The organism is Pseudoalteromonas sp. SCSIO_11900, assembly GCF_000576475.1.
In the GTDB taxonomy this organism is placed as follows: Bacteria; Pseudomonadota; Gammaproteobacteria; order Enterobacterales; family Alteromonadaceae; genus Pseudoalteromonas; species Pseudoalteromonas tetraodonis.
Map to the genome: position 1 here is coordinate 2106562 of NZ_KK070023.1, position 26892 is coordinate 2133453.

Genomic DNA, 26892 nt, shown 5'->3' on the forward strand with positions numbered 1-26892 from the left:
TTTGTTTTCTATTTTAGGTAATATTTCATTTTGAAAAAATGCGTGCAACAACCTCAAGTAAGGTTGTGGCATATCATAAGTAACGTTTTTATATATATTTGTCTAAATAATCAACGATAATTTTTTGTTAATTAATATCCTACAAACTGCCACAAAATTTTCACTTCCTTTTTGTTGCCAAAACCTTTAGCCTTAGGGCACTAACAGTAAAAAATCAAATTTATAAAATAACGGAGCAGTAACATGGCGGAGCAACAAGTACAGCCTTTACACAACGAAAAACATGCCAACACTAAAATTAAAAATGGCATCAATATCGAATTTATGAAAACTCAACATTTAGTGCCAGTTGTAGCACACGAGTTTGCGCGTATCGCCAATGAGTTTCCAATGTCTTTTGTTAAAAATAACGAAACAGGTACTTTTCAAGCAGTTGCTATGTTTGGCCTAGAGCCAGGTGAAAACTTATTTGTTGATGGCGACAAATGGACAGCTGCGTTTGCACCTATGGCAACGACTCGTTACCCATTAGGTTTAGTAAAGCACCCTGAGCAAGATCAATTTGGTATTGTAATTGACGAAGCGAGCTCATTAGTTGGTGAGGAAGAGGGTAATGCATTATTCGAAAACGGTGAAGAAACTGATTACCTTAAGCGTCGTAAAGAGGCGTTAGTATCGTTCATTGAGTTTTCACAAGTCACTGATGCGTTCACTAAATTCCTTGCTGATAAAGAATTACTAGTAGCACAAACGCTAACGGTTGATATTAAAGGCGAGAAAAAAGACATCAACGGTATTTACCTTATCGATGAGAAAAAACTAAATGAGCTAAGCGATGCAGACTTTCTAGAGCTTCGTAAACGCGGTTATTTAGCACCTATCTATTCTTTCTTAACGTCTACTCACCAAGTAGCACGTTTAGCACGTTTAAAAGCGCAACAAGCGTAATTTTTAAACAGAATTTAAAAAGCGCCTCAGGGCGCTTTTTTTATGCCATTAAACTCAGTTCACTTGAAAAACCCCACGTAACCATTCACATTAGTTTTAATCTTAACTAACAAAAGAACGCACAATGAAAAAATCACTATTACTAGGACTGCTTTACGGTAGTTTAATGAGTGTGAGCTCATCTGCATTGAGTGCGAGTACGCCGTTTGCCATTGCGATTCATGGCGGGGCAGGCACAATCGAAAAAAGTAAATTTACACCTGCTCAAGAGCAAGCTTACCGCGATAAATTAGCTCAAGCTGTTGAGGCCGGGTATAAGGTACTTGAACAAGGCGGAGAAAGTCTTGATGCAGTCACAGCAGCCATTGAAGTGTTAGAGCAATCGCCTTATTTTAACGCCGGACGCGGCGCGGTATACACCTATGATGGTAGCCATGAGTTAGATGCCTCTATTATGGATGGTCGTAACCGCCAAGCTGGAGCAGTTTCGGGCATTAAGCACATAGAAAGTCCAATTAAACTTGCCCGTTTAGTGATGGAAAAATCGGTGCATGTGATGTTAAGTGGCCAAGGTGCAGAAGAGTTTGCTAAAGAGCAAGGCATTAGCTTAGTAGAGAATAATATATTTGATACAAAGCATCGCTATGAAGCTTTATTAAAAGCAAAGGAAAAACTAGAGGCGAGCAAAAACACCAATAAAGATTATCAAGCAGCGCATAAGGCGTTACCCGCTAATTATAAAATGGGTACTGTGGGTGCGGTGGCACTGGATAAACAAGGTAATTTAGCCGCGGGCACGTCAACTGGCGGGATGACCGCAAAACGTTTTGGCCGTATTGGTGATGCACCAGTTATTGGCGCGGGTACCTTTGCAGAAAACGCCTCGTGTGCGGTATCGGCAACTGGCCATGGCGAATATTTTATTCGTTATAATGTGGCAAGCGATATTTGCGCACGAGTAAAATACCAAGGTAAAACCATTGCCCAAGCCGGGGATGAAGTAATAAATGGGGTGCTTAAACCGATTGGCGGCACAGGCGGTGTTATTATTGTTGATACAAAAGGCAATATTAGCCTGCCGTTTAACACCACAGGCATGTACCGTGCGAGTAAATCGAATACGCAAGCGACTTATGTAGGTATTTTTAGCGACGAATAAGCGTTTTTCTTTAGTGGCTGGAGGTTTATATAATAATCTGCTGATTGTTATGTCCTTTACAGGATTAACCCCAGCCATTTAATTTGCTACAATCGGGGCTCTTTGACTAATTTTTATAAGGTATGCAGGTGGTAAACCTAGGTCAGTTGTTTGGCGAGCTAAAAACGTGCTTAAAAAAAGATCAATTCAGTTTTAAAAAGCGCCTTCATGGCGTAAAAAAAATTACCGACGAGGCAAAACTTACCAGTGCGCTTGAAAAAATTACGGCTGATATCAGTCGCAGTCAATCGCTTCGCGAGCAGCGTTTAGCTGGGCTACCTAACGTTACTTATCCTGAGCAATTACCGGTCAGTCAAAAAAAAGATACCATTAAAGAGGCCATTGCGAATAATCAAGTGGTGATCATTGCTGGTGAAACCGGCTCAGGTAAAACCACACAAATTCCTAAAATGTGTTTAGAGTTAGGACGTGGGGTTGATGGGTATATAGGCCATACTCAACCTAGACGTTTAGCTGCACGTAGCGTTGCCAATCGTATAGCAGAAGAAATGCAATGCGAGCTTGGTCAGCAAGTGGGTTTTAAAATTCGTTTTAGCGATCAGGTTTCTAATAACAGTTATATAAAACTGATGACCGACGGTATTTTATTAGCTGAAATACAACAAGACCGTTTTTTGAATCAATACGACACCATTATTATTGATGAGGCGCATGAGCGCAGTTTAAACATTGATTTTATTTTAGGTTACCTTAAAAATTTACTTCCTAAACGTCCTGACTTAAAAGTTATTATTACCTCTGCGACCATTGATCCAGAACGTTTTTCTAAGCACTTTGATGATGCGCCAATTATTGAAGTATCAGGCCGGACATTCCCTGTGGATGTACGCTATAACCCCATCAGTGACATCCAAAAAGAAGACATGGAAGCCGAAGGCGACCAGTTACAGGGGATTTTTGATGCGGTCGATGAACTTTGCGCTGAAGGCCCCGGTGATATTCTGATCTTTTTAAACGGTGAGCGAGAAATACGCGATACCGCCGATGCGCTAAGTAAGCGTAATTTAAAACACACCGATATATTACCTTTGTATTCAAGGCTATCGAACGCTGAACAAAATCGTATTTTTGCGCCGCATTCGCGCCGCCACATTATTCTTTCAACCAACGTGGCTGAAACATCGCTAACGGTGCCAGGTATTCGTTATGTTATTGACCCGGGTACGGCGCGTATTAGTCGTTACAGTTACCGTACAAAGGTTCAACGTTTACCCATAGAGCCTATTTCGCAAGCTAGTGCTAATCAGCGAATGGGGCGTTGTGGACGTGTTGAAGCGGGTATTTGTATTCGCTTGTATTCAGAGGACGATTTTTTATCACGTCCTGAATTTACCGATCCTGAAATATTGCGTACTAACTTAGCGTCAGTTATTTTACAAATGCTGGCATTAGGATTGGGTGATATGGCGCAATTTCCTTTTGTGCAAGCCCCAGATAGCCGCAACATTAACGATGGTTTAACACTGCTTGAAGAGTTAGAAGCGGTAAAAGAAGCTAAACGTCATCAAAAAACCAGTTTAACGCAATCTGGTCGAGAGCTGAGTCGTTTGCCAGTGGATCCGCGTTTAGCAAAAATGGTGCTGACTGCGCATAAGCTGGGTGCATTACGTGAGGTGATTATTATTGTTGCTGCGCTCTCAATTCAAGACCCACGAGAACGACCACAAGAAAAACGCCAGGCAGCGAATGAAAAACACGGTCGCTTTGACGATCCAGACTCTGACTTTATCGCCTTTTTAAACTTGTGGAATTACCTCGAAGAGCAGCAAAGTGAGCTGACCAATAGCCAGTTTAGAAAGCTATGTCAAAAAGATTTTTTAGCGTATATGCGCATTCGTGAATGGCAAGACATCGTTTATCAAATCAGCACTGTGTGCAATGAAATGAAAATGAAAGCCACCACTAATGTTGCAGACAGCGAGCTTATTCACAAAGCACTGTTAAGTGGCATGCTTAGTCATATCGGTTTTAAAGACGAAAAGCAGCTGTATAAAGGCGCACGTAATAGCCAATTTCATATTTTTCCAGGATCAGGCTTGTTTAAAAAGAGCCCCAAGTGGATGATGTCGGCTGAATTGGTAGAAACCAGTAAACTCTATGCCCGTATTAATGCCAAAATAGATGTGAACTGGGTAGAACCGTTTGCTCAACATTTGGTAAAGCGAAGCTATACAGAGCCACACTGGGAGAAAAAGCCCGGTGCAGTCATTGCCTTTGAGCAACAAACACTTTACGGCCTGCTTATCGTTAATAAACGCCGGTGTGTGTATAGCAAGATTGACCCTAAAGTAAGCCGCGAATTATTTATCCGCTCGGCGCTGGTTGAACAAGAGCTTGGATTAAATGAAGCATTTTTAGCATATAACCGCGAATTAATTGAAGATATTCAAGTGCTCGAGAACAAGTCTCGTAGACGCGATATTTTAGTTGATGAGCAAACCTTGTTTGAGTTTTACGAGAAGAAAATACCCAGCGATATTAACAATCGTGCTGCGTTTATTAAGTGGTATAAAACACAAAAACAACAAGACAAACACTACCTGCACATGACGCGCGAAGAGCTCATGCAACATGGCGCCAGCAGCATTACCGAATTTGACTACCCAGATACATGGCAGCAAGATAATTTGATGCTGCCGCTTACCTATCACTTTGATCCAGGCCAAGCGGTTGATGGCGTTGCCGTACAAATACCCGTTGCACTGTTAAACCAAGTGCAAGAAAGTGGCTTTGATTGGCATATACCAGCATTTCGTCATGAGTTAATTTGTGGGTTAATTAAGTCATTACCAAAGTCATTGCGTCGTAACTTTGTTCCTGCGCCCAATTATGCCGATGCGGTATTAGCGGCTATAGAGCCATTACAAGGCTCGTTAATCGACTCGCTAAGCAATCGATTACTGCGTATGACCGGCGTCCGTGTAGACCCTGAGGCGTGGGATTTAACTGCGCTTGCTCCGCATTTAAGTCTACAATTTGAGGTGCGCGATGAACACGACAAGCTACTGGCACGTGGACTCGATTTAGCTAAACTTAAAGCGCAGCTACAAGGCAAGGTCACCGACACCTTATCTAAAGTCGCCGACAAAGGCATAGAAAAAACCGATTTAACACAGTGGGATTTTGGAGAGTTACCAACATCCTATGTGAAAAAGCAAGGTCAGTACGAAATTAAAGCGTACCCTGCGCTGGTGGATAAAAAATCAACGGCGGCAGTGGAGTTATTCGATAACGAAATTAAAGCGCAATTAGCGCACCAGCAAGGGTTACGTCGTTTAGTGTTATTAAACGTGCCATCACCCATTAAATACCTGCAGAAAAATTTACCAAACAAGGCTAAGCTAGGGTTGTACTTTAATCCTTTTGGTAAAATTGCCGATTTAATTGATGACTGCATTGCATCGGGTGTTGATAGCCTATTAGTTAAATATGGTGATATTCGTACAAGTGATGCATTTGAAGCGGTTAAAGAGCATATTCGCGGGGAATTAGGCGACACCGTAGTAGCAATTGCAACCCAAGTAGAGCAAGTACTGAGTATTGCTCATGCGCTGCATAAAAAAATGAAAGGGCGTGTAGATTTAACCATGATCACTGCCCATGGCGATATTAAATCTCAATTAGAATCGCTTATTTTTAAAGGTTTTGTGAGCCAGCATGGGGCGGATAAGCTTGGCGATTTAATTCGTTACTTAAAAGCGATTCAAAAACGACTAGAAAAGCTACCCGTTGACCCAAATCGTGATAGATTATGTGTGCTAGAGCTTGAAAAAGTAGCGCAAGAATATAAAAAACTGACGAATAAAACCCCTAAAGGAATGCCATTGCCTGATGATGTTGAGGCTATTTTTTGGATGCAGCAAGAATTACGCGTATCCTTATTTGCGCAAACCTTAGGTACGCCTTATCCAATTTCAGCAAAACGTGTGTTAAATGCGATAAAAGAAATTGAATAATCCCTTTATTCGCTATTAAGCTAGGGTCTGTTGACCCTTGCAGATTAAAATTTGTTCAAACTAGGGGCGGTTTAATCGCGGCGCGGGTTTGTAACCTAGTGGGCTAAGTAAAAACCACACCACATAGGCTCTGCCTTGCCTAAATACCAAACAGGCTACTGCAAATTCAACCTTGAACGGTCAACAGACCCTAAGGGACTAACTTGAGAAGGAAATGACATTGCAATGTCCTCATTACTAAAACACCAAGCGCGACAATTGTTAGTGGTTGATGATGAGTATTTCAATTTTGAAATACTCAAAGCAGGGTTAGCATCAACATTTGATTTAAGCTATGCTGATTCTGGTAAAAGTTGTTTAGCGTCTGCCATTGCTAATCCGCCTGATATCATTTTGCTTGATGTATGTATGCCGGGGCTTGATGGTTATGATACCTGTCGCATACTTAAACATACGCCAGAGACAAAACACATTCCGGTGGTGATGATATCAGGACTTGAGTCAGAGCTTGAGCAACAAGCAGGCTTTGACTCAGGCTGTGATGCTTACGTTGTAAAACCTTTTTCCATCGCCGTACTACGAGAAAAAATTAATAATATTGTGTAGAGGGAATTATGTTTACTGAAGATAAGCGAAACTACAGACGCATGCAGGTTAACACACCCGCTAAGTTAACCTCGATTGAGCCCATCGCAGGACTAAGTTACACAGGCACCTGCCTTGACTTAAGTGCAACAGGGCTCTCCTTGCAGCTCGATGATTTATTAGAGCTTAACTCAATTTTATCGGTTGATATTGCATCAACCCATCCAAGCATTGCACCGTTAAAAGCCACTGCAAAGGTGATACGTGCCAGCACAGAAGAGGATGGCACGATAACCGCAGGGCTAGAAATTATTGAGTTTAACTAAAATTAGTGTTTAGTAAACCTTACAAATAAGGCCTTTAAGATAAAAGCCTTCAGGGTAGCTGCCCGCAATAGGGTGGTCAGCTGCTTGATTTAAGCGCTCCATGATCAGCAAATCTTTACCTGCATCAAGTGCTGCATCTGCAACCACTTTTTGAAACAAATTTTGTTCCATTAAACCAGAGCATGAGAAAGTAAACAGTGTGCCGCCTGGTTTTAATATTTGCATCGCAATCATATTAATATCTTTGTAACCCCGACACGCCCCAGTTAACTGCGCTTTATTATCAGCAAATTTAGGCGGATCCATCACAATTGTATCAAACATCACACCGTCTTCACGGTATTGGCGCAATAACTTAAATACATCTTGTTTTACAAAGTCGACTTTATTTAAATCAAGGTTGTTATGTTCAACATTGCGCTTTGCTGTATCAAGAGCTGGTTGTGAAACATCGACATTGGTTACATGCTTACAGCCACCACGCAGGGCATAAAGAGAAAACGTCCCCGTATAACTAAAGCAATTTAATACGGTTTTATCTTTTGAAAAACGCTCCAGCGCAGCGCGGCTGTCACGTTGATCTAAATAAAAGCCGGTTTTATGGCCTTCAAGAATATCAACTTCAATTTTTAAACCATTTTCTTCAATGATAACTGGCGCTGTGGGTTCATTACCCCAAAGCACTCCCTTAATTGGCTCCAAGCCTTCTTTAGTGCGCACATCTACATCTGAGCGCTCATAAATATTAGAGCCTGGGAAAATAGCCATTAATGCACCAACAATTTCACCTTTGTGGCGCTCAGCACCGGCACTGAGTAACTGACAAACCAAGGTGTTATCAAATTTATCTATGGTAACACCCGGTAAATAATCTGACTCAGCGGCGCAAAGCCTAAAACCGGTCAGTCCACTTTCTTCAATCGCATGGCTGCGAGCTTCTAAAGCACGACGAAGGCGACGCTCGAAAAAATGTTGATCTATGACTTCTTTTTCATCAAAGCTCCAAACACGCGCGCGAATTTGTGAATGCGGGCTGTAAGCCGCGGTGGCTAAAAACTTACCTTCACTGTCGTGTATGGTTACCGTGTCACCTAATCCAGGTTTACCTTTAATTTTTTTGATGGCTTTAGAAAATAACCAAGGGTGTTTTCTTTTTAATGATTTATCGCGACCAGCTTGCAGGTAAACGGCAGATGACATAGGGCTTCTCTGTAGTAATAAATAAGCGCTGTATTTTAGTCAAGCCACGCGCAACATACAATGAATGTTTTGCAAGGGCTTTATAAATCGCGTTAAAGTAGGGGATATTACCTCGTTTAAATAGATTTTTGGAAGCTCGGTGAACAATTTACCCCTTAGCCCTTCATTAAAGCAACTTGATCAGCAATGCAGAGAATTTATAACAGCGCTTATCCATGCTGATGTAGCCCATGATATCACTCATATTGAACGCGTTGTCCGTGTAGCAGTTAAATTATGCACTGCTGAAAAAGCCAATATGAATGTTGTTTTACCTGCTGCGTGGTTACATGATTGTGTGGCCGTAGCAAAAAACCACCCCGATAGGGCAAAAGCTTCAACGATGGCTGCCGATAAAGCGATTAGTTTTTTAGCGTCTATTGGCTATGATGAAGCACTATTTGATGATATTCACCACGCCATAGCCGCGCATAGTTTTAGCGCCAATATTGCTATTAAAACCGTTGAAGCACAGATTGTACAAGATGCTGACAGAATGGATGCCTTAGGGGCTATTGGTGTTAGTCGTTGTATGAAAGTGGGGGGCTCAATAAGCCGACTTTTGTACAATCCTAATGATCCATTTTGTTTAGAGCGTGAACCTGATGATAAACAGTACACCTTAGATCATTTTTTTATAAAGTTGCTGCATATTGCAAAAAGTATGAATACACCTTCAGCTAAAGCTGAAGCACTTAGAAGAACAGATTATATGTATGACTTTTTAGAGCAGTTAAAATCTGAAATTGGAGGGTAAGACAGTGAGGCCAAAATTGAACGGTATTGATCATTGTCATTTAAATGTTCAAAGCCTCACCCAAGCCGTTGATTGGTATGAAAAGGTGCTTGGTTTTACTGTAGTAGAGGAATTAGCATTTTGGAATGAAGAAGGCAAAGGCCCTTTAACGCTTGAAGATGAAAACGCATCCACACGTTTAGCTTTATTTGAGGCGCCAGGGCGAAGTAAAGGAATCGCTTTTGCTGCAACCGGTGAGCAATTTATAGCGTGGTTAGCACATTTTGAGCAACTTGAAATTAAAACGATACTGGCTGATCATGGCGTGACTTTTTCTATGTATTTTAAAGATAACAGTGGGAATAGCCATGAGATCACTTCCCATGACTACCGCATTATAAAACAGCATTTTCCAGCTGTAGCGTTAGGCTCTCACAATGCCAAAAGAAGCTAGGTCCTGTTGAGCTTTGTGCAGTAATATTTGTTCAAAAAAGAGACGATTTAATCGCATTCTTGATGAGCCTTTTTTATCGCTAAAATAGCGTCTATTTTGCTAATAAAAAGATCAACCAGCTGAGGGTCAAAGTGTTTTCCTGCTTGTTGTTGCATATGCTCTAGTGTTTGCTCAATGCTCCACGGCTCTTTATAAGGACGTTTTGATGTAAGTGCATCAAATACATCAGCAATCGTTACAATCCGCCCCTCAATAGAGATTTCCTCGCCTTTCAATCTATTAGGATAACCTGTGCCATCCCATTTTTCATGATGTTCAATAGCCAATACATGGGCAAGTTGCAATAAGGGGGAAGGTGAGTCGGCCAATATTTTAGCCCCTATAGCGGCATGCTCTTTCATGTGTGCAAATTCGTCGGGGGTTAATTTGCCAGGTTTTAACAGTATCGAATCAGGAATACCTATTTTTCCGACATCGTGCATTGGCGCAGCTTGGCGTAATAATTCTGCGTGTTGTTCATTCATTCCCAGTGCTAAAGCAAGTACTTTGCTGTATTGGCTCATTCGTGCAATATGCTCACCCGTATCGGTATCTTTGTACTCTGCCGCGCGACCCAATCGCTCAACTAAATCTACATGTGCTTGTTTTAGTTGTTCGGCTTGTACTAAAGAAAGATGAGTTTTTACCCTTGCCTTAACAATCGCAGGGCTAATAGGTTTGGTTATATAGTCAACCGCACCTAGCGAAAACCCTTCCGATTCATCTTGTTCTAGCGTGAGGGCAGTGACAAAAATGACCGGAATGTGTGCGGTTTTAGGATTAGCTTTTAAAATTTTGCACACTTCAAAGCCATTCATATCTGGCATCATTACATCAAGTAAAATGAGTTTTGGCGGATCGTTTTCTATTAATTGCAATGCCACAGCCCCCGATTTAGCAAACGATAAACGGTAGTTACTCGCTAAGACCTCGCGCATTACTTTTAAATTTGCAGGTTCATCATCGACGATTAATATTCGCGCCTGACTTATCGATTGATCCATCGTCATCCTCAGAAGATCTAGTTATTGAGTGTTGTTAATAATGCGTTGAGCTGTGTTTGTGCATTATCAAATTCAAAGTCATTAAACTGCTCATAAATATTCAAAATAGCAGCTTTGTATTGTTCGGGTGTTATTCTTTCAATATAACTTAATAACGTATCATCCAACTCTGCTCGTTTAGCTTGGCTGAGTAAAAGCGTTAATTGGTGAATAAATTCAGCATCTGACACGGTTTCTTTTTGTAATTCATTCTCTTTAAAAGCAATGTGTAAGTGTGATAATTCATCTGCTAGCTGCTGCCACTCTTGCTGACATTTTAATATGCACTGAGTATAACGTGTTATATCACGTTGTTTTTCAGCTTGCGCAATTAAGTAAGATAAATTATTGAGCGCTAAATTACCGGCAAGACCTTTTAAATTATGCAAAATATGAGCATGATGTTTATCGTTTAGCTTAGTGGCCGCCAAGGTTTGCATACTATTTTGATGCTGAGCTAAAAAGAGTACAACCTCTTTGAGATGTTTCTCTTTGCTGCCCCACATTTTTTCACCTTTATTAAAATCTATACGAAGTTTTGAATCTATTGGATCGTTAGTTACTAACTGGCTGATAGTAAGCCCAAGCACCCGCGCTATTTCTTGGTTGAGTTGGTTTATGTCAACGGGTTTCGTTGTAAAACCATTCATACCCGCTTGTTTGGCTGTTAGCTTATCTTGCTGCAGCACACTGGCCGTTAAGGCAATTATTGGCGTGTGCTTTAGTTGTTTTTGCTGCTCTAAAGAGCGAATTGATGCTGTGGCACTGATCCCATCACATTTAGGCATATGAATATCCATTAAGATAATATCAAAGCGATGCTGATTAAACATGTCAATGGCCTCAAAACCATTATTTGCTTTACTTACCTGATGGCCTGCTTGGGAAAGCATAATTGTGAGTAGTTCGATATTTTGTTCAATATCATCCACCACTAAGATTTTTAATGGGGGTAAGCTAAATGCGTTTTTACTAATGGCTTGCACCTGACTTTTTTCGCCTGGCTCAAGCCCAACAGTAAAGGAAAAGCAGCTACCTTGACCAAGGGTACTTTGTGCGTATATTTTGCCACCCATTAATTCAACCAGCTGCTTACTAATTGTTGTGCCAAGCCCTGTGCCACCAAATCGGCGTGTTGTGGTGGCATCTGCTTGCTCGAAGGGTTTAAAAATAGCCTCAAGGCGACCTTTTTCGATACCTATACCGCTGTCTTGTACTTCAAATAAAATGGGTTGATTGGGTTTATGAGTAACCGAAAGAGTAACATGGCCTTGCTCAGTAAACTTTATCGCATTGCCGATTAAATTGGTTAGCACTTGGCGTAAACGCGTATCATCACCAAAATAAAATGGATTTACATTGTCAGCTATTTTTAAAATGAGCTGTAAGTCTTTGCGTTTTGCATCAAGCCAAAATGTCGACACAATATTATCAAGCAATTCTTGCAAGTTAAAATGTACTTTTTGAATTTCGAGTTTACCTTTCTCTAGCTTTGCTGAGTCAAGGATATCGTTGAGTAAATGCAATAAAGAACGCGCAGCGTTATTAACGGTAATAATTTGTTTTTGTTGCTCTTTATTAAGCGGACTATCCATTAAAATATCACTAAAGCCAATAATTGCATTCATGGGGGTACGTATCTCATGGCTCATATTTGCCATAAAAGACTGTTTAGCTTGCGCGGCTGCTTCAGCCTCGTATTTGGCTTGCTTTAAGCTTTGCTCATATTCACGGCGCTTAGTTATATCAACTAAAACGCCATCAATCCAGCGTGTATCATTTTTAGAGTTAGTGATAATGCTTGCTTGATCGAGTACCCAAATAATATTGCCGTTGCGATGGCGAATGCGGTACTCAATTGAGTATTGACTGGTCGATGCAACTGCTTGATCAATGGCTAAAGAAATCGCTGCTTCATCTTCTTTAACAATAAGCTCGGCAAAGGTAATACGCTGCTCAGTAAATTCTTCAGCGCGATAACCCGTTAGTTCATAGACGCTAGGGCTGATAAACAACATACTCCAGTGTTCATCTAACAAGCAGCGAAATACCACACCGGGCATATTGTTCATCAAGGTACGGTATTGTCGCTCTTTTTCAATTAAGCTTTGTTGTAACGCTCTTTGTTCAGTTAAATCGGTAATAAAGCCCACAAACAATGTTTCAGTTTGTAATTGCTTTACTTCACCAATCCCCAAGCGAATTGGAAATTGATGACCATTTTTATGTTTTGCCCACACATCGCGATTAACACCAATAACACGTTTTACCTCATGGTTTGTTGTATTTTTTAAAAAAGCATCGTGTTGATTCGCAATATCATCAGCCATTAATATTTTTACATTCTGGCCAATGACCTCATTATCTTGCCAGCCAAAAATTGTTTCTGCGGCTTTATTAAAGCTCAAAATAGTGCCTTTAATATTGATAGTAACGATGCCGTCAATGGCAGTTGATAAAATAGCATCAAGGCGAGACTCTTCAGCTGATTTTTTCCCCAACAGCATTCTGTAACGGATCATGCCATTGATGATCACAACCACCGCTGTTAATAAAAGCGTGGCGAACGACACACTAATAGCAATAAAGGTTAGATGTGATTGGTTTGTTTGCTCGTTAATTATCGGGCTTGTTGCAATAAATCGCGTAGCGGCCATGCCCATAAAATGCATACCAGCCACGGCAAGGCCAAGAATAAGGGCACAAATAATACGATTATGCATAGGCGTTAATTTTTTAAAGTGTGCTGGTAAATGAAAACGTGCATAAAGACTTATAAAAGACAGCAGCACTGCAACAACAATTGAAGCGCCAAACCATATTAGATCATAACGAAGTAAAGGACTTAATTGCATCGCGGCCATACCGCTGTAATGCATGGTACCAACACCCGCGCCAAATAAAAGAGAGCTTAGAATTAAATTGATAATACGAGGGTGAGAGCTATATGTTTTCAAACAAGAAAAAGCAATGGTACATGCCAGTAAAGCCGGTATAAACGACACAAAAGTGAGTGTGGGGTCGTATTCAATTGTAGTGCACAAAGAAAATGCGAGCATTGCAATAAAGTGCATGCTCCAGATCCCTCCGGCAAGGACTAAGGCTGCGGTTATATTGGCTAACTTTCGATAAGATTTAAAATGTGTATTATTTGCTAAATCGAGAACGTGCAAAGAAAAATAAGCTGCAAAAATTGCGGTGAGTATAGATAGTGTCACTAAACTTGGGTCGTATACACCATTAATAATTAGGCTTGGATCTGGTTCGTTTATAAAAAAATTAGCTAACATCAATCATTCACATAATAACTCTTAAATTCAGTCTAATATAAAATACATTAATAATCACAAGGTATTGAGTTATAAATAACAAAAGTAACGTAAGTGTTTTAAGCTCTAAACCATACTATTTATTGAGTAGCACTAAATGCATTGTTATTAAAATGGCATTTAGTGGGGATTATTTATAGATTAGCCGTTATGGTACAAGGTAAAATAAAACCCAGTGGTTAATTATAAATAGGCAGCATTCATTGTTGGATTACACTTTAAAGCGTAGTAAGCGAAGAAAAACAGTGGCTATCAAAGTCGCACAACGTGAGCTTACGGTATATGCGCCCCATTTTGTAACGAAAACACAAATTAATGAATGGCTGTTAAGTAAACAGGACTGGATTGATGCTCAGTTACATAAGCAACAAATTCAAGCCGATACACGACAGTTTCCACTCAAAACCCAGAGTATTAAATTATTTAATGAAGCTGTTAATGTGCAATTTGAAAACGCAGCACGCACTCAATGGCAGCAGCACAATGAAAGCCAAACGCTGTTACTGAGTATTTCTTCACGTGTAAAGCATCAAACGCAAATGTATCAAAGTTTGCTAGAGCAGTTTTTGCATGAGAAATTAGAAAGTTATATTGAAATGCGAGTTAACGATTATTGTCAGCTGATGGGTGAAAAGCTACCGAGTAATATTCGTATTCAATTGTATAAACGTCGCTGGGGTAGTTGTAATCGCAGGCGTGAACTAACCTTCAACTTACACTTGGCAAGTGCACCGACATGGGTCATTGACTACGTGATTGTTCATGAATTAGCACATTTAAAATATTTAAATCACAGCGCTCAATTTTGGCAACGTGTGGGATTATTTTATTCAGATTATAAACAAGCAAGTAACTGGTTAAACAATCATGGTATGAGTTTACAGTGGGTATTTGAATAAAAAGAAATAATGTAGAGAAGAGAAGTGGTGGAGGGAGCTGGATTCGAACCAGCGAAGGCTGAGCCGTCAGATTTACAGTCTGATCCCTTTGGCCGCTCGGGAACCCCTCCACACTAACTGTTATTGCATTTGGCCTCACTTAACTTAGCCTAAGAAAAGTGGTGGAGGGAGCTGGATTCGAACCAGCGAAGGCTGAGCCGTCAGATTTACAGTCTGATCCCTTTGGCCGCTCGGGAACCCCTCCAATGCAACGCGGCAGATAATAGCAAACTTCTTATTTAAGTAAAGAAAAAAGCTAAAGAAAATTCAAATTTAGCCGATAAATACTTATTAATTAGTTAAATAGGCTAAAGTCTATGCAGATTGGTGATTTGTTAATCACGGAGAGCCAGTTAAAAACGAGGCTTAACGAAAGTGTGCACGAAAACCGCCGAGGCGAGTTTGCACTTTTATTAGCAATGCTCTCTCACGATGCACTCGATTTTAGTGAATTCCACCTACCCAAAAGTGACACTAAGCATTATCAAGCTGATGAAGATGCTTTGCGTAAACAATTTGGCGCAGGTCCAAAGCAGCCATTAGCGCCAGATACCTTTAATATGTTAATTGGTAAAAATAACACAGAGCTTTTAGCAAAAATGGGAAGCGCTGTAGGGATGAGTGATATAAAGTTAACTCAGTGCTTAAAGCCTGAGCCATTTAATATTCGTGATGATAAAAACCACATTCCACTGACTGTCATTGATAACTGCGAACTAGCAGTCCGTCGACGAATTCAAAATACCAACACCGAGCTATCAAACCCTCAAATGGATGCGGTGGCATTTTATGATGATTTACAAAATGAAGCTATCCACCAGCCATTACATTTGTTTAGTGCCTAATTATATGTGTTCAATTGCTGCTTTATACATGCCATTTGATTGTAATAAACTGTGTTTATAGTAGAAAGTAACTATTGATTTTATAGATGCTTTATTTTAATAACTGATTTAATATAAAAAAAGCATCCAAAATTTAAATGCAATTGCTATAATGGCGCAAATGGTATGACATTAAATGCCATTATCATTAAACCAAGGTAATTAGGAACGTAATGAAGAAAACATTCACGCTGAATCATGAGAAAATCAAATACCCTCGTATGGTTGATGCTGCAAAGCATGAAGTGAAAAAATATTTGAAAAGAGAACGTAATAAAACTTTACCTGTTGATGCCGACTACTGGGCATTTGATTGTAAGTTTGGTAACACGGTTGAAGAAGCCCAAGTGGTTCACGTTGCTGAAATTAACAATCACATCAGTGAAATTGAAAAGCAAGGTTTAACTTCTTTTTACTTAGAGATTTTAGCAAGACCTGCACAGCGTCAAGATTTCGATGAAGATGATGGCGAGTAAAACGCTAATTTGCGTTTAGTGTAGTTTTGAAAATGGGCCTTGTGGCCCATTTTTTGTAGCTGTTATTTATACACTATGACACTTTTTATACTTTTTATTACTGCCGCAAGGGCACGTATCATTGCGTTTTACTTTAATATCGGCAACCGGTGTAATCTCACCATCAAGGTATCGCCATTGTCCATCTTCTTTAATAAACCTTGAATTTTCTGCCAACTCGCAATATAAATCTTGATAAAAGTAGTGAGCTTTAAATGTAACAAACCCTGTTTCATCATTATAACCAGAGTCTAATATGGTTAAGTTTATAAAACGGCAACTATTTGCAAAATCTTTAATTTCTGAAATTGAGTTTTCAGCTTGTTTTTCTTTTGAATAACTTTCACGAACAAAAACCGCGTTTTTAACAGCATAAGCACTGTAGCGTGCACGCATAAGTTGCTCTGGTGTGTGTGGCTGTTTGGTTTTTAAATGAAAAGGCTCGCAGCAATCAGCATAAGGTTGCTGACTGCCACAAAAACATAATAGGGCGTTAGAAGTCATGATAAATGTACTGTGTATTAAAACGCTAGTTTATCAAGCTTATTGCGTAAGTGAAATCTCAGAATGAGCGCTTTTTTTGCTAAAGCAATACAACTTAGTGCGCGTATGGCTCAAGTTTAATGATAACTGCGACAGTTGTTGGTTATTTATTATGTCAGTCCAGGTGATCACCGCGGCAAAATTTCCATTGTGAAGTGCAGAATTTAAAACATACTCTAAATTAACTAAATGTTTTTGACGAATAACCAGTAATTTACTGGTATCAATTGAGCATGAATCAAGTAGCGCTTTGCTCGGTACGTTATCTGGTGCTATTAACAGTGTCCATGCGTTTAGGCTGTTGTATTGGTGTAATACTTTTAATAATTCAAACGTTGCTGAAATTTCATCTTCAATTTGTACAACGTTAACACAATCTGATTGGTCATCTTGCTGGTAACTTTTAACTGTTCTTACGGTAATTGGCTGTAACATAATCTTCTCACTCACTGGGTTTTTATACAGTACATTCATACAGTAGTTTATACAGTTGTTTGGTGCAAGTGTTTTTTTGTACAGTTATTCATCTTAAAACGCGACAGTTACTATAAATATATAAATAATCTATATATAACAATGGTTTAATTTTTATTGAAAGTTAATGCCCACAGAATTAATTTTAAGGCTGGGAACAAATAACGACAGATGAGCAGGGGGTATACAGTAGTTTAAATTAATTAAGCGTGCTTGTTTTGGCTATAAATGCTTAATTAATTTACAGATGAAATGAGTTGCTGGGCAGTGAAATTATTTTTCGCTACTAGGAGGGATCAAATGTGAGAATTGTAACTGGTGAATTTGTTCATACAGGCTGGCTGCGTAGCATTGAGCATCTTTAAGTCGTTTGGTACTAATATGTTTTCGTATATCGCTCATTGCTTTTATGGCAGGTTCATAGCCTTGACTACCGGCTAAGCTAAGCCACGCAGCACCATGAAATACACTTTGCGGCACACCTTGTCCTTTTATAAAAAACAGCCCTAAATAAAACTGCGCGCGATAATTTCCTGCCATTGCTGCCAAACGCATCCATTTTGCGGCTAAGGCGCCTTGTTCATTTTTAAGGTAATAAAGGGCTTTATTTAATGTGTCTTGATCGGTGTTTTTAGAGCTCGCAGGGAGATTTGCATCGCTTGGTTGCGTTACAAAAGAAAGAATGTTGTCTAATTGTTGCTCTAAGTCTTGGCCACTTGGTGTCGTTTTGATCATGCTACTTCGTTTGTTATTTTAATCACTTAGCTAGTTTAGTATATAGCAAGGTAAAATGTCCTGTAAAAAGTTATTTTTATGCTAAAATCTCGCCACTTTTTACAACCATAAGTTTATTATGCTCGAAGCCTTATTCAAAATCCGTGCAAATGATTCTTCGGTTCGCCGTGAATGTATTGCCGGTATGACTACATTTATTACGATGGTTTATATCGTATTCGTTAACCCAGCTATGCTTGCTGAAGCGGGTATGGACCAAGGTGCTGCCTTTGTTGCCACCTGTATTGCAGCTGCAATAGGGTGTTTTATTATGGGTTTGTGGGCCAATTACCCACTGGCATTGGCACCGGGTATGGGATTAAATGCATTTTTTACCTATGGTGTTGTATTAGGTATGGGTTATAGCTGGCAAGCTGCGTTGGGTGCGGTATTTATGTCAGGGTGTATATTTTTAATTCTAAGCTTATTTAAGGTGCGAGAGTGGATTATTAATGCAATCCCTCTGGTGCTCAAGCAAGCAATAGCAACGGGTATTGGCGCATTTTTAGCTCTCATCGCACTTAAAAGCGCCGGTATTATTGTATCAAGTCCTGCAACACTGGTGCAGTTGGGTGATATTACCTCGCCTGGTCCTTTATTGGCTATTTTCAGCTTTTTTGTTATTGCTGCACTGCTTTATCGCGATTTTAAAAGTGGCGTACTGATCAGTATTTTACTAGTCACCGCGATTGCTGTGTCTATGGGGTTAGTGGAGTATCATGGTGTTATTGCAATGCCACCTTCTATCATGCCGACCTTTATGCAACTGGACTTTAGTGCCGCGTTTGAACTGTCGATGTTGAGTGTTATTTTTGCGTTTTTATTCGTTGATTTGTTTGATACCTCAGGCACGTTAGTTGCGGTAACTCAGAAAGCTGGTTTAGCAGATAAAAACGGTAATATGCCGCGTTTAGGTCGTGCATTAAGCGCCGACAGCACAGCTACCATTGCAGGTGCAATGCTCGGTACTTCAACAACCACGTCATACATTGAGTCTGTTGCAGGTGTATCTGTTGGTGGTCGAACTGGTTTGACCGCTGTGGTTGTGGGTTGCTGCTTTTTACTGATGATGTTTTTTGCGCCTTTAGCTCAAATGGTGCCTGCATACGCAACCGCGGGAGCTATTTTATATGTATCTGTATTGATGCTACAAAACTTAAAGTTTGTAAATTGGGACGACATGACTGATGCAATTCCGGTGAGTGTTGTATTATTAATGACACCGCTGACTTTCTCAATTGCACACGGTATTGCACTTGGTTTTATTTCTTATACGGCGGTAAAAGTGCTGTGTGGCAAAAAAGATCAGGTAAGCATTAGTGTTTGGATTTTAACGGCCTTGTTTATTGTTAAGTTCGCATTTTTATCTTAATGCAGGCAGCTTGTTAGAATATGTATATGTTCTAGTATGTAAACACAAAGTGGGGCAAAATCCTATTCAAAAAAAAGCCCATGCAACTGCATGGGCTTTTTATTTAGAAAGGATGTTACCATTTCTTTTTAGGTGCAAATAATACGTCTAAATCATCTTGCTCTTGTTCGTTCTTTTTCTTCAATGATGTAGCATTTGATGCCTTGAGTTCATTACTTATCGTTTCAAGGTAGCCTTCAACTTCAGCCCGTTTTGCAGTAATGTAATCGTCATTAAATGAAACACTGTTAAGTGTGGAAGCTGCTTTTTCAAAGTACTGCCTTGCAGAGCCTATCATTCCAGCTGTTTGTGCTGCTAGACCACGTTTTATCTGGCTTTCAATGTTGATTCTTAGTTGTAGCTTTTCAAGGCGTTTGTCTTCTGCAATAAACGCTTGGCTGTCTACTTTGCCTTTATTATGCTCAGAACGAATAATAGTACGGAGCTTTTTTATACCCTGTATTAGTGATATCAGTTGCTTGTCATTACCTGGTAAAACAAAATCATCTGAACCGTCTTGAGTTGGGTTTTGTAGTCGCTCTTTTGCTTCTTTTAAGCGGTTTTTTAGTCCACTACCTCCGCTTGAAATAGGCACCATTTGACTGAGCGCATCATGAATTCGTCGTTGTAATATTCGCTGAGTTGCCTCTGAAAGTGGAATGTTGGCGCTATTCATTAATGCTTCTTCGGTTTCTTCAATGATTGCTTTTTGTTTTGTTAACTCTTTGCGTCGTTCAGCTTCTTGTTTTTCTTTGTGTTGCTGAACAGCACTAACCAATAGTGCAATGACTATAAGTGCAACAATTAATACAATTATAATGGAAACGATCATGTTATAATTCTCAAGTTCTTAACCTTATTATCTAATCTTACATTAAATATATAAAAGGTGGGAAACTTTGCTCAGATTAACTGAAAAAAGCGTCACCATAAAGCGTTTAAATCTTAATATGTTATGTTTCGATTGCTGATAATCATTGCTACCTCAAGTGTATTTATTGTGTTAACCTGAAATTTCAATATATTAATTGTTACATTGTGTAACCTTAATCAGCCTTTTATATAGCTACCTATAGTTAGGGTGCGTTTTTATCTGTCAATGTGAATTATAACGAAACTACATAGCCATGAAATTACAACAACTTAGATATATCGTAGAAGTTCAAAATCATAAATTAAATGTTTCAGCTACGGCTGAGAGTTTATTTACCTCCCAGCCTGGTATTTCTAAGCAAGTGCGTATGTTAGAAGATGAGCTCGGTGTACAAATTTTTGGCCGCAGTGGTAAGCATTTAACTCATGTTACAGGCGCTGGCGAAGAAATCATTAACATATCACGCGAAATACTCTCAAAAGTTGAGGGTATTAAAGCGGTTGCGAATGAACATACGCTGCCCGATCAAGGCAAACTTAATATTGCGACTACGCATACACAAGCACGCTATGCGTTACCAAGTGTAATTAAAGGCTTTACTCAAAAATACCCAGCAGTGTCACTACATATGCACCAAGGTACGCCTCAGCAAATATCGGATGCAGCTGCGCGCGGTGATGCAGATTTTGCGATTGCTACTGAAGCACTGCACTTATATTCAGATTTAGTTATGTTGCCTTGTTATCACTGGAATCGCAGTATTGTGGTTGCTAAAGATCATCCACTTGCGAAAAAAGCCGATAACTTAACGGTGGCAGATATAGCGCAGTATCCATTGATCACTTATGTATTTGGTTTTACTGGTCGCTCAGAGCTTGATAAAGCATTTAACGCCTACGGACTTGAGCCACATATTGTATTTACTGCCACCGATGCTGATGTTATTAAAACGTATGTGCGTTTAGGACTAGGTGTGGGTGTGGTTGCATCTATGGCAATTGATCAGGTAAACGACAGCGACTTAGTGTGCATTGATGCTAGCCATTTATTTGAGGCGAGCACGACTAAAATTGGCTTTAGAAAGGGCAGTTTTTTACGCACCTACATGTATGACTTTATCGAACGTTTTGCACCGCATTTAACTAAAGAGCGAGTAGAGCGTGCGAGTTTACTGCGTAATCAAGAAGATGTTGATAAGTTATTTGCTGATATTGAATTGCCGGTTAAGTAACCGCCATAAACAGCAATGAAAAGCCGCTTAGTTTTGCAACTAAGCGGCTTTTTTTGTGCTATGTAATTAACCTGAACTGTGGATAATAAATCCATCTCAAGCAGCTATTTTCAGCGCTAACTGCGTTGAATTTACTTGCAATAGGCGAGCTATTGACGCGTAATTTCGCCTTGTTTTCACTAAAAATCTCTAGCTAGAGAAAATAAACATAAATATCATTTTGATTCAATATGTTAGTAAATCTCTTAACCAGAGTTCAGGTTAATTAGCACTCGATAATATTAACGGCCAGTCCACCGCGAGCGGTTTCTTTGTATTTTGTTTTCATATCGTTACCCGTATCGAGCATGGTTTTTATTACTTTATCCAGCGATACTTTTTGCTCACCACTACCGCGAATAGCCAGGCGCGACGCATTAATTGCTTTAATAGCGCCCATTGCATTACGTTCAATACAGGGGACTTGCACTAAGCCGCCAACAGGGTCACAGGTTAACCCTAAGTTATGTTCCATGCCAATTTCAGCGGCATTTTCTACGTGTACAACGTTACCACCAACAATTTCAGTAAGTGCGCCTGCGGCCATTGAACAAGCAACACCGACTTCGCCTTGGCAACCCACTTCTGCACCAGAAATAGAGGCATTCTTTTTATATAAAATGCCTATTGCAGCGGCAGTTAATAAGTAGCGGGTAGCAATATCACGGTCTACTTCTTTAATAAAAGTATGATAATACATTAATACTGCAGGTAAAATTCCGGCTGCGCCATTTGTGGGGGCAGTTACTACACGTCCTCCTGCTGCATTTTCTTCGTTTACAGCTAATGCGAATAAATCAACCCAGTCCATGGCGCGCAGCGGGTCGTTACTCACTTCTACATTAAGCTTTAAATATAAGCTTGGCGCACGGCGTTTTACTTTTAATCCGCCAGGTAAAATACCTTCGGTGCGCATACCTCGCTCAATACAGGCTTTCATTACTTGCCAAATATTAAATAGCTCATCTTTAATGGCTTCTTCACTGCGTAACGTTTTTTCGTTTTTCATCATTAACGTTGATACGCTGTAACCCGACTCTTTACACATTTCGAGTAATTCTTTAGCCGTTCCAAACGGGAACGGGGCAGGGTTTTCTTCACGAATATCTAAGGCCGCTTGTTTTTCTTTTTCAAACTCTTCATCCGAAACAATAAATCCGCCACCAATAGAGTAGTAAACTTTGCTATATACTTTTTCGCCATTGTTATAGGCAATAATTTCCATTGCGTTGGAATGTTTAGGGAGTGTCTTTCTGCGATGAAAAACAATCGCGCCCTGCTTAGGGAATTTAGCTTTGTGAGTTTGGTTTAGGTAAATAACCTGTTCTTTTTCAATTTTAGCGAGTATGTCATCCACTAAATCGGCATCAATGGTTTCAGGATCATACCCTGCTAAGCCAAGTATCACTGCTTTACCAGAGCCGTGGCCAACACCTGTTTGGCCAAGCGAGCCGTAAAGCTCTACTTTTACATCGGTCACATTTGCTAATAGTTGTTGTTCATCTAGGTCATTAACAAATAAGCGTGATGCACGCATTGGGCCAACGGTATGTGACGATGAAGGGCCAATACCAATGCTAAACATATCAAATGCACTGATCATAATGTGTGTCTCTACTTAGTTTTCTCAGCATTCAGCTGTTCTTTGAACGGTCGACTATAATAACGTGGAAATGCAAGTGTGTAACCCTTATTAGCAAAGATTTAAACTGGTATGGCGAGTTGTTTTGTAAAGTTTTTAATAATGCTGGCTGTGGCACCCCACAAAAGCCCGTGAGGAGTGATAAAGCCATTTAAAGTTAGGGCTCTTCCATTACGTTCAAAGGGGATTGGTTGCCAATTAGCTTCGTTGTTCAGCGCTTTTATAGAGAGTAAAAAGCTGGCTTGTACTTCGTTATGATCGTTCTCCCATACCGTTTCTTTTTTAATTAAGCCCACAAAAGGACGTATAGTAAATCCAGTAAGGGTAGAGTATTCCGGCAGCTGGCCTAAAACTTGAACATTATGCGGGGCAATGTTTAGTTCCTCGTGTAATTCACGCAGTGCCGTGGTCCGCAGGTTAACATCATTAATTTCAAATTTACCACCTGGTAAACAAATCTCCCCAGGGTGGTGATGTAAATAGGTTGGCCGCTTACACAATAAAACATGTGCTTCATTATCTATATCAATCAAAGGTAGCATCACTGCACTGGCGCGCTTTTTTTTATTATCTTTGAGCTGATCCACAGTTAAACTGCGGTTTAATTGAAAACGAGCCGAAATGGTTTCACTATTCAAAGCGACCCTCATTTAATATAGGGAGTATTTTATTAACTTTATCGTAAGTTTCTTGATATTCCAATTCGACTTTTGAATCAGCAACAATGCCACCGCCAGCCCAGCAGTGTATTTGTTGTTGATGTGTAACTAAAGTTCTAATAGTAATACTGGTATCCATATTACCGCAGGCGCTAATATAGCCAATAGAACCACAATAAATGCTGCGTCTGTGCGGCTCCAGCTCTTCTATTATTTCCATTGCGCGCACTTTTGGTGCCCCGGTAATGGACCCTCCAGGGAATGCAGCTTCAAGTTGATCGACTGCTGTTTTTCCTTCATCAAGGATGGATGTAACTGTACTTACCAAATGGTGTACTGCCGGAAAGCTTTCAATAGCAAATAAAGAAGGTACAACAACAGAGCCCGATTTTGCGACTTTACCTAAATCATTTCGTAGCAGGTCTACTATCATTACATTTTCAGCGCGGTCTTTACTTGAATTTGCCAGTAAGGTCGCTTGTTTTGCATCCTCAAGGGCATCTTCTTTGCGAGGTAAAGTCCCTTTAATGGGTTTTGTTTCTACTTTATTGTCGTGTACTGCAATAAAACGCTCGGGTGAGATTGATAAAATAGCGCCCTGAGGATGATTAATAAAACTAGAAAAAGGCGCTTTATTAGCCTGAGTTAATTTAACATAGGCGCTCCAAGGCGAGCCTTGGTAATGTGCGCTAAAACGCTGCGCTAAGTTAATTTGATAGCAGTCACCACTTTTTAGGTATTCTTCAATCGCGGCAAACTTTTCGCTATAGCTAGTCTGACTCATATTTGACTGCCACGGTGATGTAAGCGAAAAGCTCTCGTTTTTAGGTGGTTGCGCTAAATATTGCTGATATAGCCAAAGGCGGTCTGCATTGGGCTGCGAAACATAAAACCACGTGCGCAGTTGTTTATCGTAAATCAGTGCATCAAGGTAAAGTCCAACCGCCATTTGCGGTAAATTTATGTCGTGTAAAGCGCTGCTTGGTAGTTGCTCTATAGTACGGCCTAAGTCATAGCCAAAATAACCCAGCCAGCCACCATTAAAAGGTAAGTTGTTGGCGGCTTTAGTGCTGTCTAACTTCGCCAGTTCATTATTCATTATTTCAAAGCAGCTTTTTATGTTTGGCTGGTTATTAAAAACGCTTTGATTATTTTCGACTTCAAGGGTGCTCTGGGGGGCAATCGCAATAATGTCAAAACGACTGTTTATGTGATCACTATCACCCGAATCTAATAAAATGGCGTAAGGCAAATGAGCAAAATGCGAAAATACCTCAATACAATTTTGTGATATGGCTAATTCAACACAATTTTTTTTATTGTTTAGCATTTACTACCCCTATAAGAACTGGCTCCAAACGGGCTGGGAGGGTATCATAAGTCAAATTTATTTGGCAGCGTTTAGTGAGCGCTGTAGTTGAAAACAGTTCGAACCACCGTCACGGGTTTGATATCGCTTACGTACTGCGTGAGTAACAACAACTTAAGGAACCACTATGAGTACAATACGTCAGCAAGACTTTATTGATAGCATTGAAGATGCCTTGCAATATATCTCGTTTTACCATCCTCTTGATTTTGTTCAAGCACTAGAGAAAGCGTATAACAAAGAACAAAGTAAAGCCGCTAAAGATGCGATTGCGCAAATTTTAATTAACTCGCGTATGTCGGCAGAAGGTAAGCGCCCACTGTGTCAAGATACCGGGATCATTACTTGTTTCGTAAAAGTAGGGATGGATGTTAATTGGGATAAAACCGACTTAACAGTACAACAAATGGTTGATGAAGGAACGCGTCGTGCGTACTTAAATCCAGATAACCCTTTACGTGCATCGATTGTTGCAGATCCTGCGGGAACACGTAAAAACACTAAAGATAATACGCCATCAGTGGTTCACATTGACTTAGTTGCAGGCGATAAAGTCGAAGTGATGGTCGCTGCTAAGGGCGGCGGCTCAGAAAACAAAAGTAAAATGGTGATGTTAAACCCATCTGACGATGTGGCTGAGTGGGTAGAAAAAACGCTACCAACAATGGGGGCGGGTTGGTGTCCACCTGGCATGCTAGGTATAGGTATTGGTGGCACGGCAGAAAAAGCAGCGGTAATGGCCAAAGAGTCATTAATGGATCCGGTTGATATCCATGAGCTAATTGAGCGCGGCGCAGAAACAACAGAAGAAAAACTACGTTTAGAAATTTTTGAACGTGCGAATAAATTAGGTATTGGTGCGCAAGGCCTTGGCGGTTTAACCACGGTTGTTGATATTAAAATTAAAACAGCGCCTACTCACGCAGCTTCAAAGCCAGTGGTTATGATCCCAAATTGTGCTGCTACGCGCCACGTTCACTTTACCCTTGATGGTTCAGGCCCTGCGAATTTAAAAGCACCTAAATTAGAAGATTGGCCAGAAGTGACTTTCGAAGTAGGTGAGGGTACACGCCGTGTTAATTTAGATACTCTTACTAAAGAAGACACTAAAGAATGGAAAATGGGTGAAACCGTTTTACTCTCAGGTACTATTTTAACGGGTCGAGATGCTGCTCATAAACGTCTTCAGGATATGATCAACTCAGGGGAAGGTTTACCTGAAGGTGTTGATTTTGATAACAAGTTTATTTACTACGTTGGCCCTGTGGATGCAGTAGGCGATGAAGCAGTAGGTCCAGCGGGTCCTACAACGGCAACACGTATGGATAAATTTACCGATATGATGTTAGAAAAAACCGGCATCGTGGGTATGATTGGTAAAGCTGAACGAGGCCCAGCAACGGTTGAGTCTATTAAAAAGCACCAGTCAGTGTATTTGATGGCCGTAGGCGGTGCGGCTTACTTAGTATCTAAAGCAATCAAAAAAGCACGTGTTGTTGCCTTTGAAGATTTAGGTATGGAAGCTATCTACGAATTTGAAGTAGAAGATATGCCAGTAACAGTTGCCGTAGACAGTGAAGGAGCGAATGCACACACCCAAGGCCCTGCTATTTGGAAGGCAAAAATTGAAGAGCTAGACAGCAAAATGAAGTAAATTTTTACTTA

General features: G+C 40.2%; 23 protein-coding genes and 2 tRNA genes. 13 read left to right on the forward strand and 12 right to left on the reverse strand.

The window, feature by feature from the left end; genetic code table 11:
• Window positions 1-243: 243 nt before the first annotated feature.
• The 5 genes from BG00_RS09820 to BG00_RS09840 all read left to right on the forward strand — a co-directional run bounded on the left by BG00_RS09820 (window position 244) and on the right by BG00_RS09840 (window position 7034).
• A complete protein-coding gene (locus BG00_RS09820) occupies window positions 244-948 on the forward strand; it encodes a SapC family protein (protein WP_013465241.1) in 705 nt (234 codons plus the stop codon).
• A gap of 124 nt (window positions 949-1072) precedes the next feature.
• A complete protein-coding gene (locus BG00_RS09825; protein ID WP_036982238.1) occupies window positions 1073-2107 on the forward strand; it encodes an isoaspartyl peptidase/L-asparaginase family protein in 1035 nt (344 codons plus the stop codon).
• A gap of 128 nt (window positions 2108-2235) precedes the next feature.
• On the forward strand, window positions 2236-6123 hold the full coding sequence (gene hrpA, locus BG00_RS09830; RefSeq protein WP_190276264.1) for an ATP-dependent RNA helicase HrpA: 3888 nt from the start codon (window positions 2236-2238) through the stop codon (window positions 6121-6123).
• Between the two features lie 225 nt (window positions 6124-6348).
• Window positions 6349-6729 (forward strand): response regulator, encoded by a 381-nt coding sequence (locus BG00_RS09835; RefSeq protein WP_013465238.1) that lies wholly within the window; start codon window positions 6349-6351, stop codon window positions 6727-6729.
• Window positions 6730-6737: 8 nt separating this feature from the next.
• Complete coding sequence (locus tag BG00_RS09840) at window positions 6738-7034, forward strand: PilZ domain-containing protein (RefSeq protein WP_036982241.1); 297 nt, start codon at window positions 6738-6740, stop codon at window positions 7032-7034.
• A gap of 9 nt (window positions 7035-7043) precedes the next feature.
• Here the strand turns inward: BG00_RS09840 and BG00_RS09845 are convergent, their stop codons facing one another.
• Window positions 7044-8234: a class I SAM-dependent methyltransferase gene (locus BG00_RS09845; protein ID WP_036982243.1), complete on the reverse strand. Its 1191-nt coding sequence runs from the start codon at window positions 8232-8234 to the stop codon at window positions 7044-7046.
• A 139-nt stretch (window positions 8235-8373) separates the two neighbouring features.
• Here BG00_RS09845 and BG00_RS09850 point away from each other — a divergent pair, with 139 nt between their 5' ends.
• Together BG00_RS09850 and BG00_RS09855 are read left to right on the forward strand one after the other, a co-directional pair.
• Entirely contained in the window at window positions 8374-9030 is a 657-nt protein-coding gene (locus BG00_RS09850; protein WP_036982244.1) for an HD domain-containing protein, read from the forward strand.
• Between the two features lie 4 nt (window positions 9031-9034).
• Window positions 9035-9463 carry a VOC family protein gene (locus BG00_RS09855; RefSeq protein ID WP_248534158.1) on the forward strand — a complete coding sequence of 143 codons (429 nt, stop codon included), beginning with the start codon at window positions 9035-9037 and terminating at the stop codon, window positions 9461-9463.
• A 47-nt stretch (window positions 9464-9510) separates the two neighbouring features.
• Here BG00_RS09855 and BG00_RS09860 read toward each other — a convergent pair whose 3' ends face one another.
• Window positions 9511-10506, reverse strand: coding sequence for a response regulator (locus BG00_RS09860; RefSeq protein WP_036982248.1), 996 nt, complete (start codon window positions 10504-10506; stop codon window positions 9511-9513).
• Between the two features lie 17 nt (window positions 10507-10523).
• Window positions 10524-13835, reverse strand: coding sequence for a PAS domain S-box protein (locus BG00_RS09865; RefSeq protein ID WP_036982250.1), 3312 nt, complete (start codon window positions 13833-13835; stop codon window positions 10524-10526).
• Window positions 13836-14080: 245 nt separating this feature from the next.
• On the opposite strand from BG00_RS09865, the gene BG00_RS09870 reads away from it, so the two are divergent.
• Window positions 14081-14773, forward strand: coding sequence for a M48 family metallopeptidase (locus BG00_RS09870; RefSeq protein ID WP_013465231.1), 693 nt, complete (start codon window positions 14081-14083; stop codon window positions 14771-14773).
• A 25-nt stretch (window positions 14774-14798) separates the two neighbouring features.
• On the opposite strand, the gene BG00_RS09875 is transcribed toward BG00_RS09870, so the two are convergent.
• Together BG00_RS09875 and BG00_RS09880 are read right to left on the reverse strand one after the other, a co-directional pair.
• Window positions 14799-14883, reverse strand: a tRNA-Tyr gene (locus tag BG00_RS09875).
• Window positions 14884-14932: 49 nt separating this feature from the next.
• Window positions 14933-15017, reverse strand: a tRNA-Tyr gene (locus BG00_RS09880).
• Between the two features lie 112 nt (window positions 15018-15129).
• Between BG00_RS09880 and BG00_RS09885 the strand changes: the two genes are divergently transcribed.
• Window positions 15130-15657, forward strand: a complete 528-nt coding sequence (locus BG00_RS09885; RefSeq protein WP_036982252.1) for a VC2046/SO_2500 family protein — start codon at window positions 15130-15132, stop codon at window positions 15655-15657.
• Window positions 15658-15869: 212 nt separating this feature from the next.
• A complete protein-coding gene (locus BG00_RS09890) occupies window positions 15870-16172 on the forward strand; it encodes a DUF6172 family protein (RefSeq protein ID WP_036982253.1) in 303 nt (100 codons plus the stop codon).
• Window positions 16173-16238: 66 nt separating this feature from the next.
• Here the strand turns inward: BG00_RS09890 and BG00_RS09895 are convergent, their stop codons facing one another.
• The 3 genes from BG00_RS09895 to BG00_RS09905 all read right to left on the reverse strand — a co-directional run bounded on the left by BG00_RS09895 (window position 16239) and on the right by BG00_RS09905 (window position 17963).
• Window positions 16239-16715 carry a YchJ family protein gene (locus tag BG00_RS09895; RefSeq protein WP_036982256.1) on the reverse strand — a complete coding sequence of 159 codons (477 nt, stop codon included), beginning with the start codon at window positions 16713-16715 and terminating at the stop codon, window positions 16239-16241.
• Between the two features lie 39 nt (window positions 16716-16754).
• On the reverse strand, window positions 16755-17189 hold the full coding sequence (locus tag BG00_RS09900) for a SulA-like leucine-rich domain-containing protein (protein WP_036982260.1): 435 nt from the start codon (window positions 17187-17189) through the stop codon (window positions 16755-16757).
• A gap of 312 nt (window positions 17190-17501) precedes the next feature.
• A complete protein-coding gene (locus BG00_RS09905) occupies window positions 17502-17963 on the reverse strand; it encodes a tetratricopeptide repeat protein (protein WP_036982263.1) in 462 nt (153 codons plus the stop codon).
• Window positions 17964-18081: 118 nt separating this feature from the next.
• Between BG00_RS09905 and BG00_RS09910 the strand changes: the two genes are divergently transcribed.
• Window positions 18082-19374: an NCS2 family permease gene (locus tag BG00_RS09910; protein ID WP_008113045.1), complete on the forward strand. Its 1293-nt coding sequence runs from the start codon at window positions 18082-18084 to the stop codon at window positions 19372-19374.
• Between the two features lie 115 nt (window positions 19375-19489).
• Here the strand turns inward: BG00_RS09910 and BG00_RS09915 are convergent, their stop codons facing one another.
• Entirely contained in the window at window positions 19490-20245 is a 756-nt protein-coding gene (locus tag BG00_RS09915; RefSeq protein WP_036982266.1) for a hypothetical protein, read from the reverse strand.
• Window positions 20246-20540: 295 nt separating this feature from the next.
• On the opposite strand from BG00_RS09915, the gene cysB reads away from it, so the two are divergent.
• Window positions 20541-21518 (forward strand): HTH-type transcriptional regulator CysB, encoded by a 978-nt coding sequence (gene cysB / locus BG00_RS09920; RefSeq protein WP_036982269.1) that lies wholly within the window; start codon window positions 20541-20543, stop codon window positions 21516-21518.
• A 265-nt stretch (window positions 21519-21783) separates the two neighbouring features.
• Here cysB and BG00_RS09925 read toward each other — a convergent pair whose 3' ends face one another.
• The 3 genes from BG00_RS09925 to pabB all read right to left on the reverse strand — a co-directional run bounded on the left by BG00_RS09925 (window position 21784) and on the right by pabB (window position 25188).
• Window positions 21784-23160, reverse strand: a complete 1377-nt coding sequence (locus tag BG00_RS09925) for an L-serine ammonia-lyase (protein ID WP_036982272.1) — start codon at window positions 23158-23160, stop codon at window positions 21784-21786.
• A gap of 101 nt (window positions 23161-23261) precedes the next feature.
• On the reverse strand, window positions 23262-23837 hold the full coding sequence (locus tag BG00_RS09930; protein WP_036982274.1) for an NUDIX hydrolase: 576 nt from the start codon (window positions 23835-23837) through the stop codon (window positions 23262-23264).
• Window positions 23830-25188 (reverse strand): aminodeoxychorismate synthase component I, encoded by a 1359-nt coding sequence (pabB, locus tag BG00_RS09935; protein ID WP_036982276.1) that lies wholly within the window; start codon window positions 25186-25188, stop codon window positions 23830-23832. Before pabB ends, BG00_RS09930 begins: the two co-directional genes overlap by 8 nt.
• A 166-nt stretch (window positions 25189-25354) precedes the next feature.
• Between pabB and BG00_RS09940 the strand changes: the two genes are divergently transcribed.
• Window positions 25355-26881, forward strand: coding sequence for a fumarate hydratase (locus BG00_RS09940; RefSeq protein ID WP_008112774.1), 1527 nt, complete (start codon window positions 25355-25357; stop codon window positions 26879-26881).
• The last annotated feature ends 11 nt before the right edge of the window (window positions 26882-26892 follow it).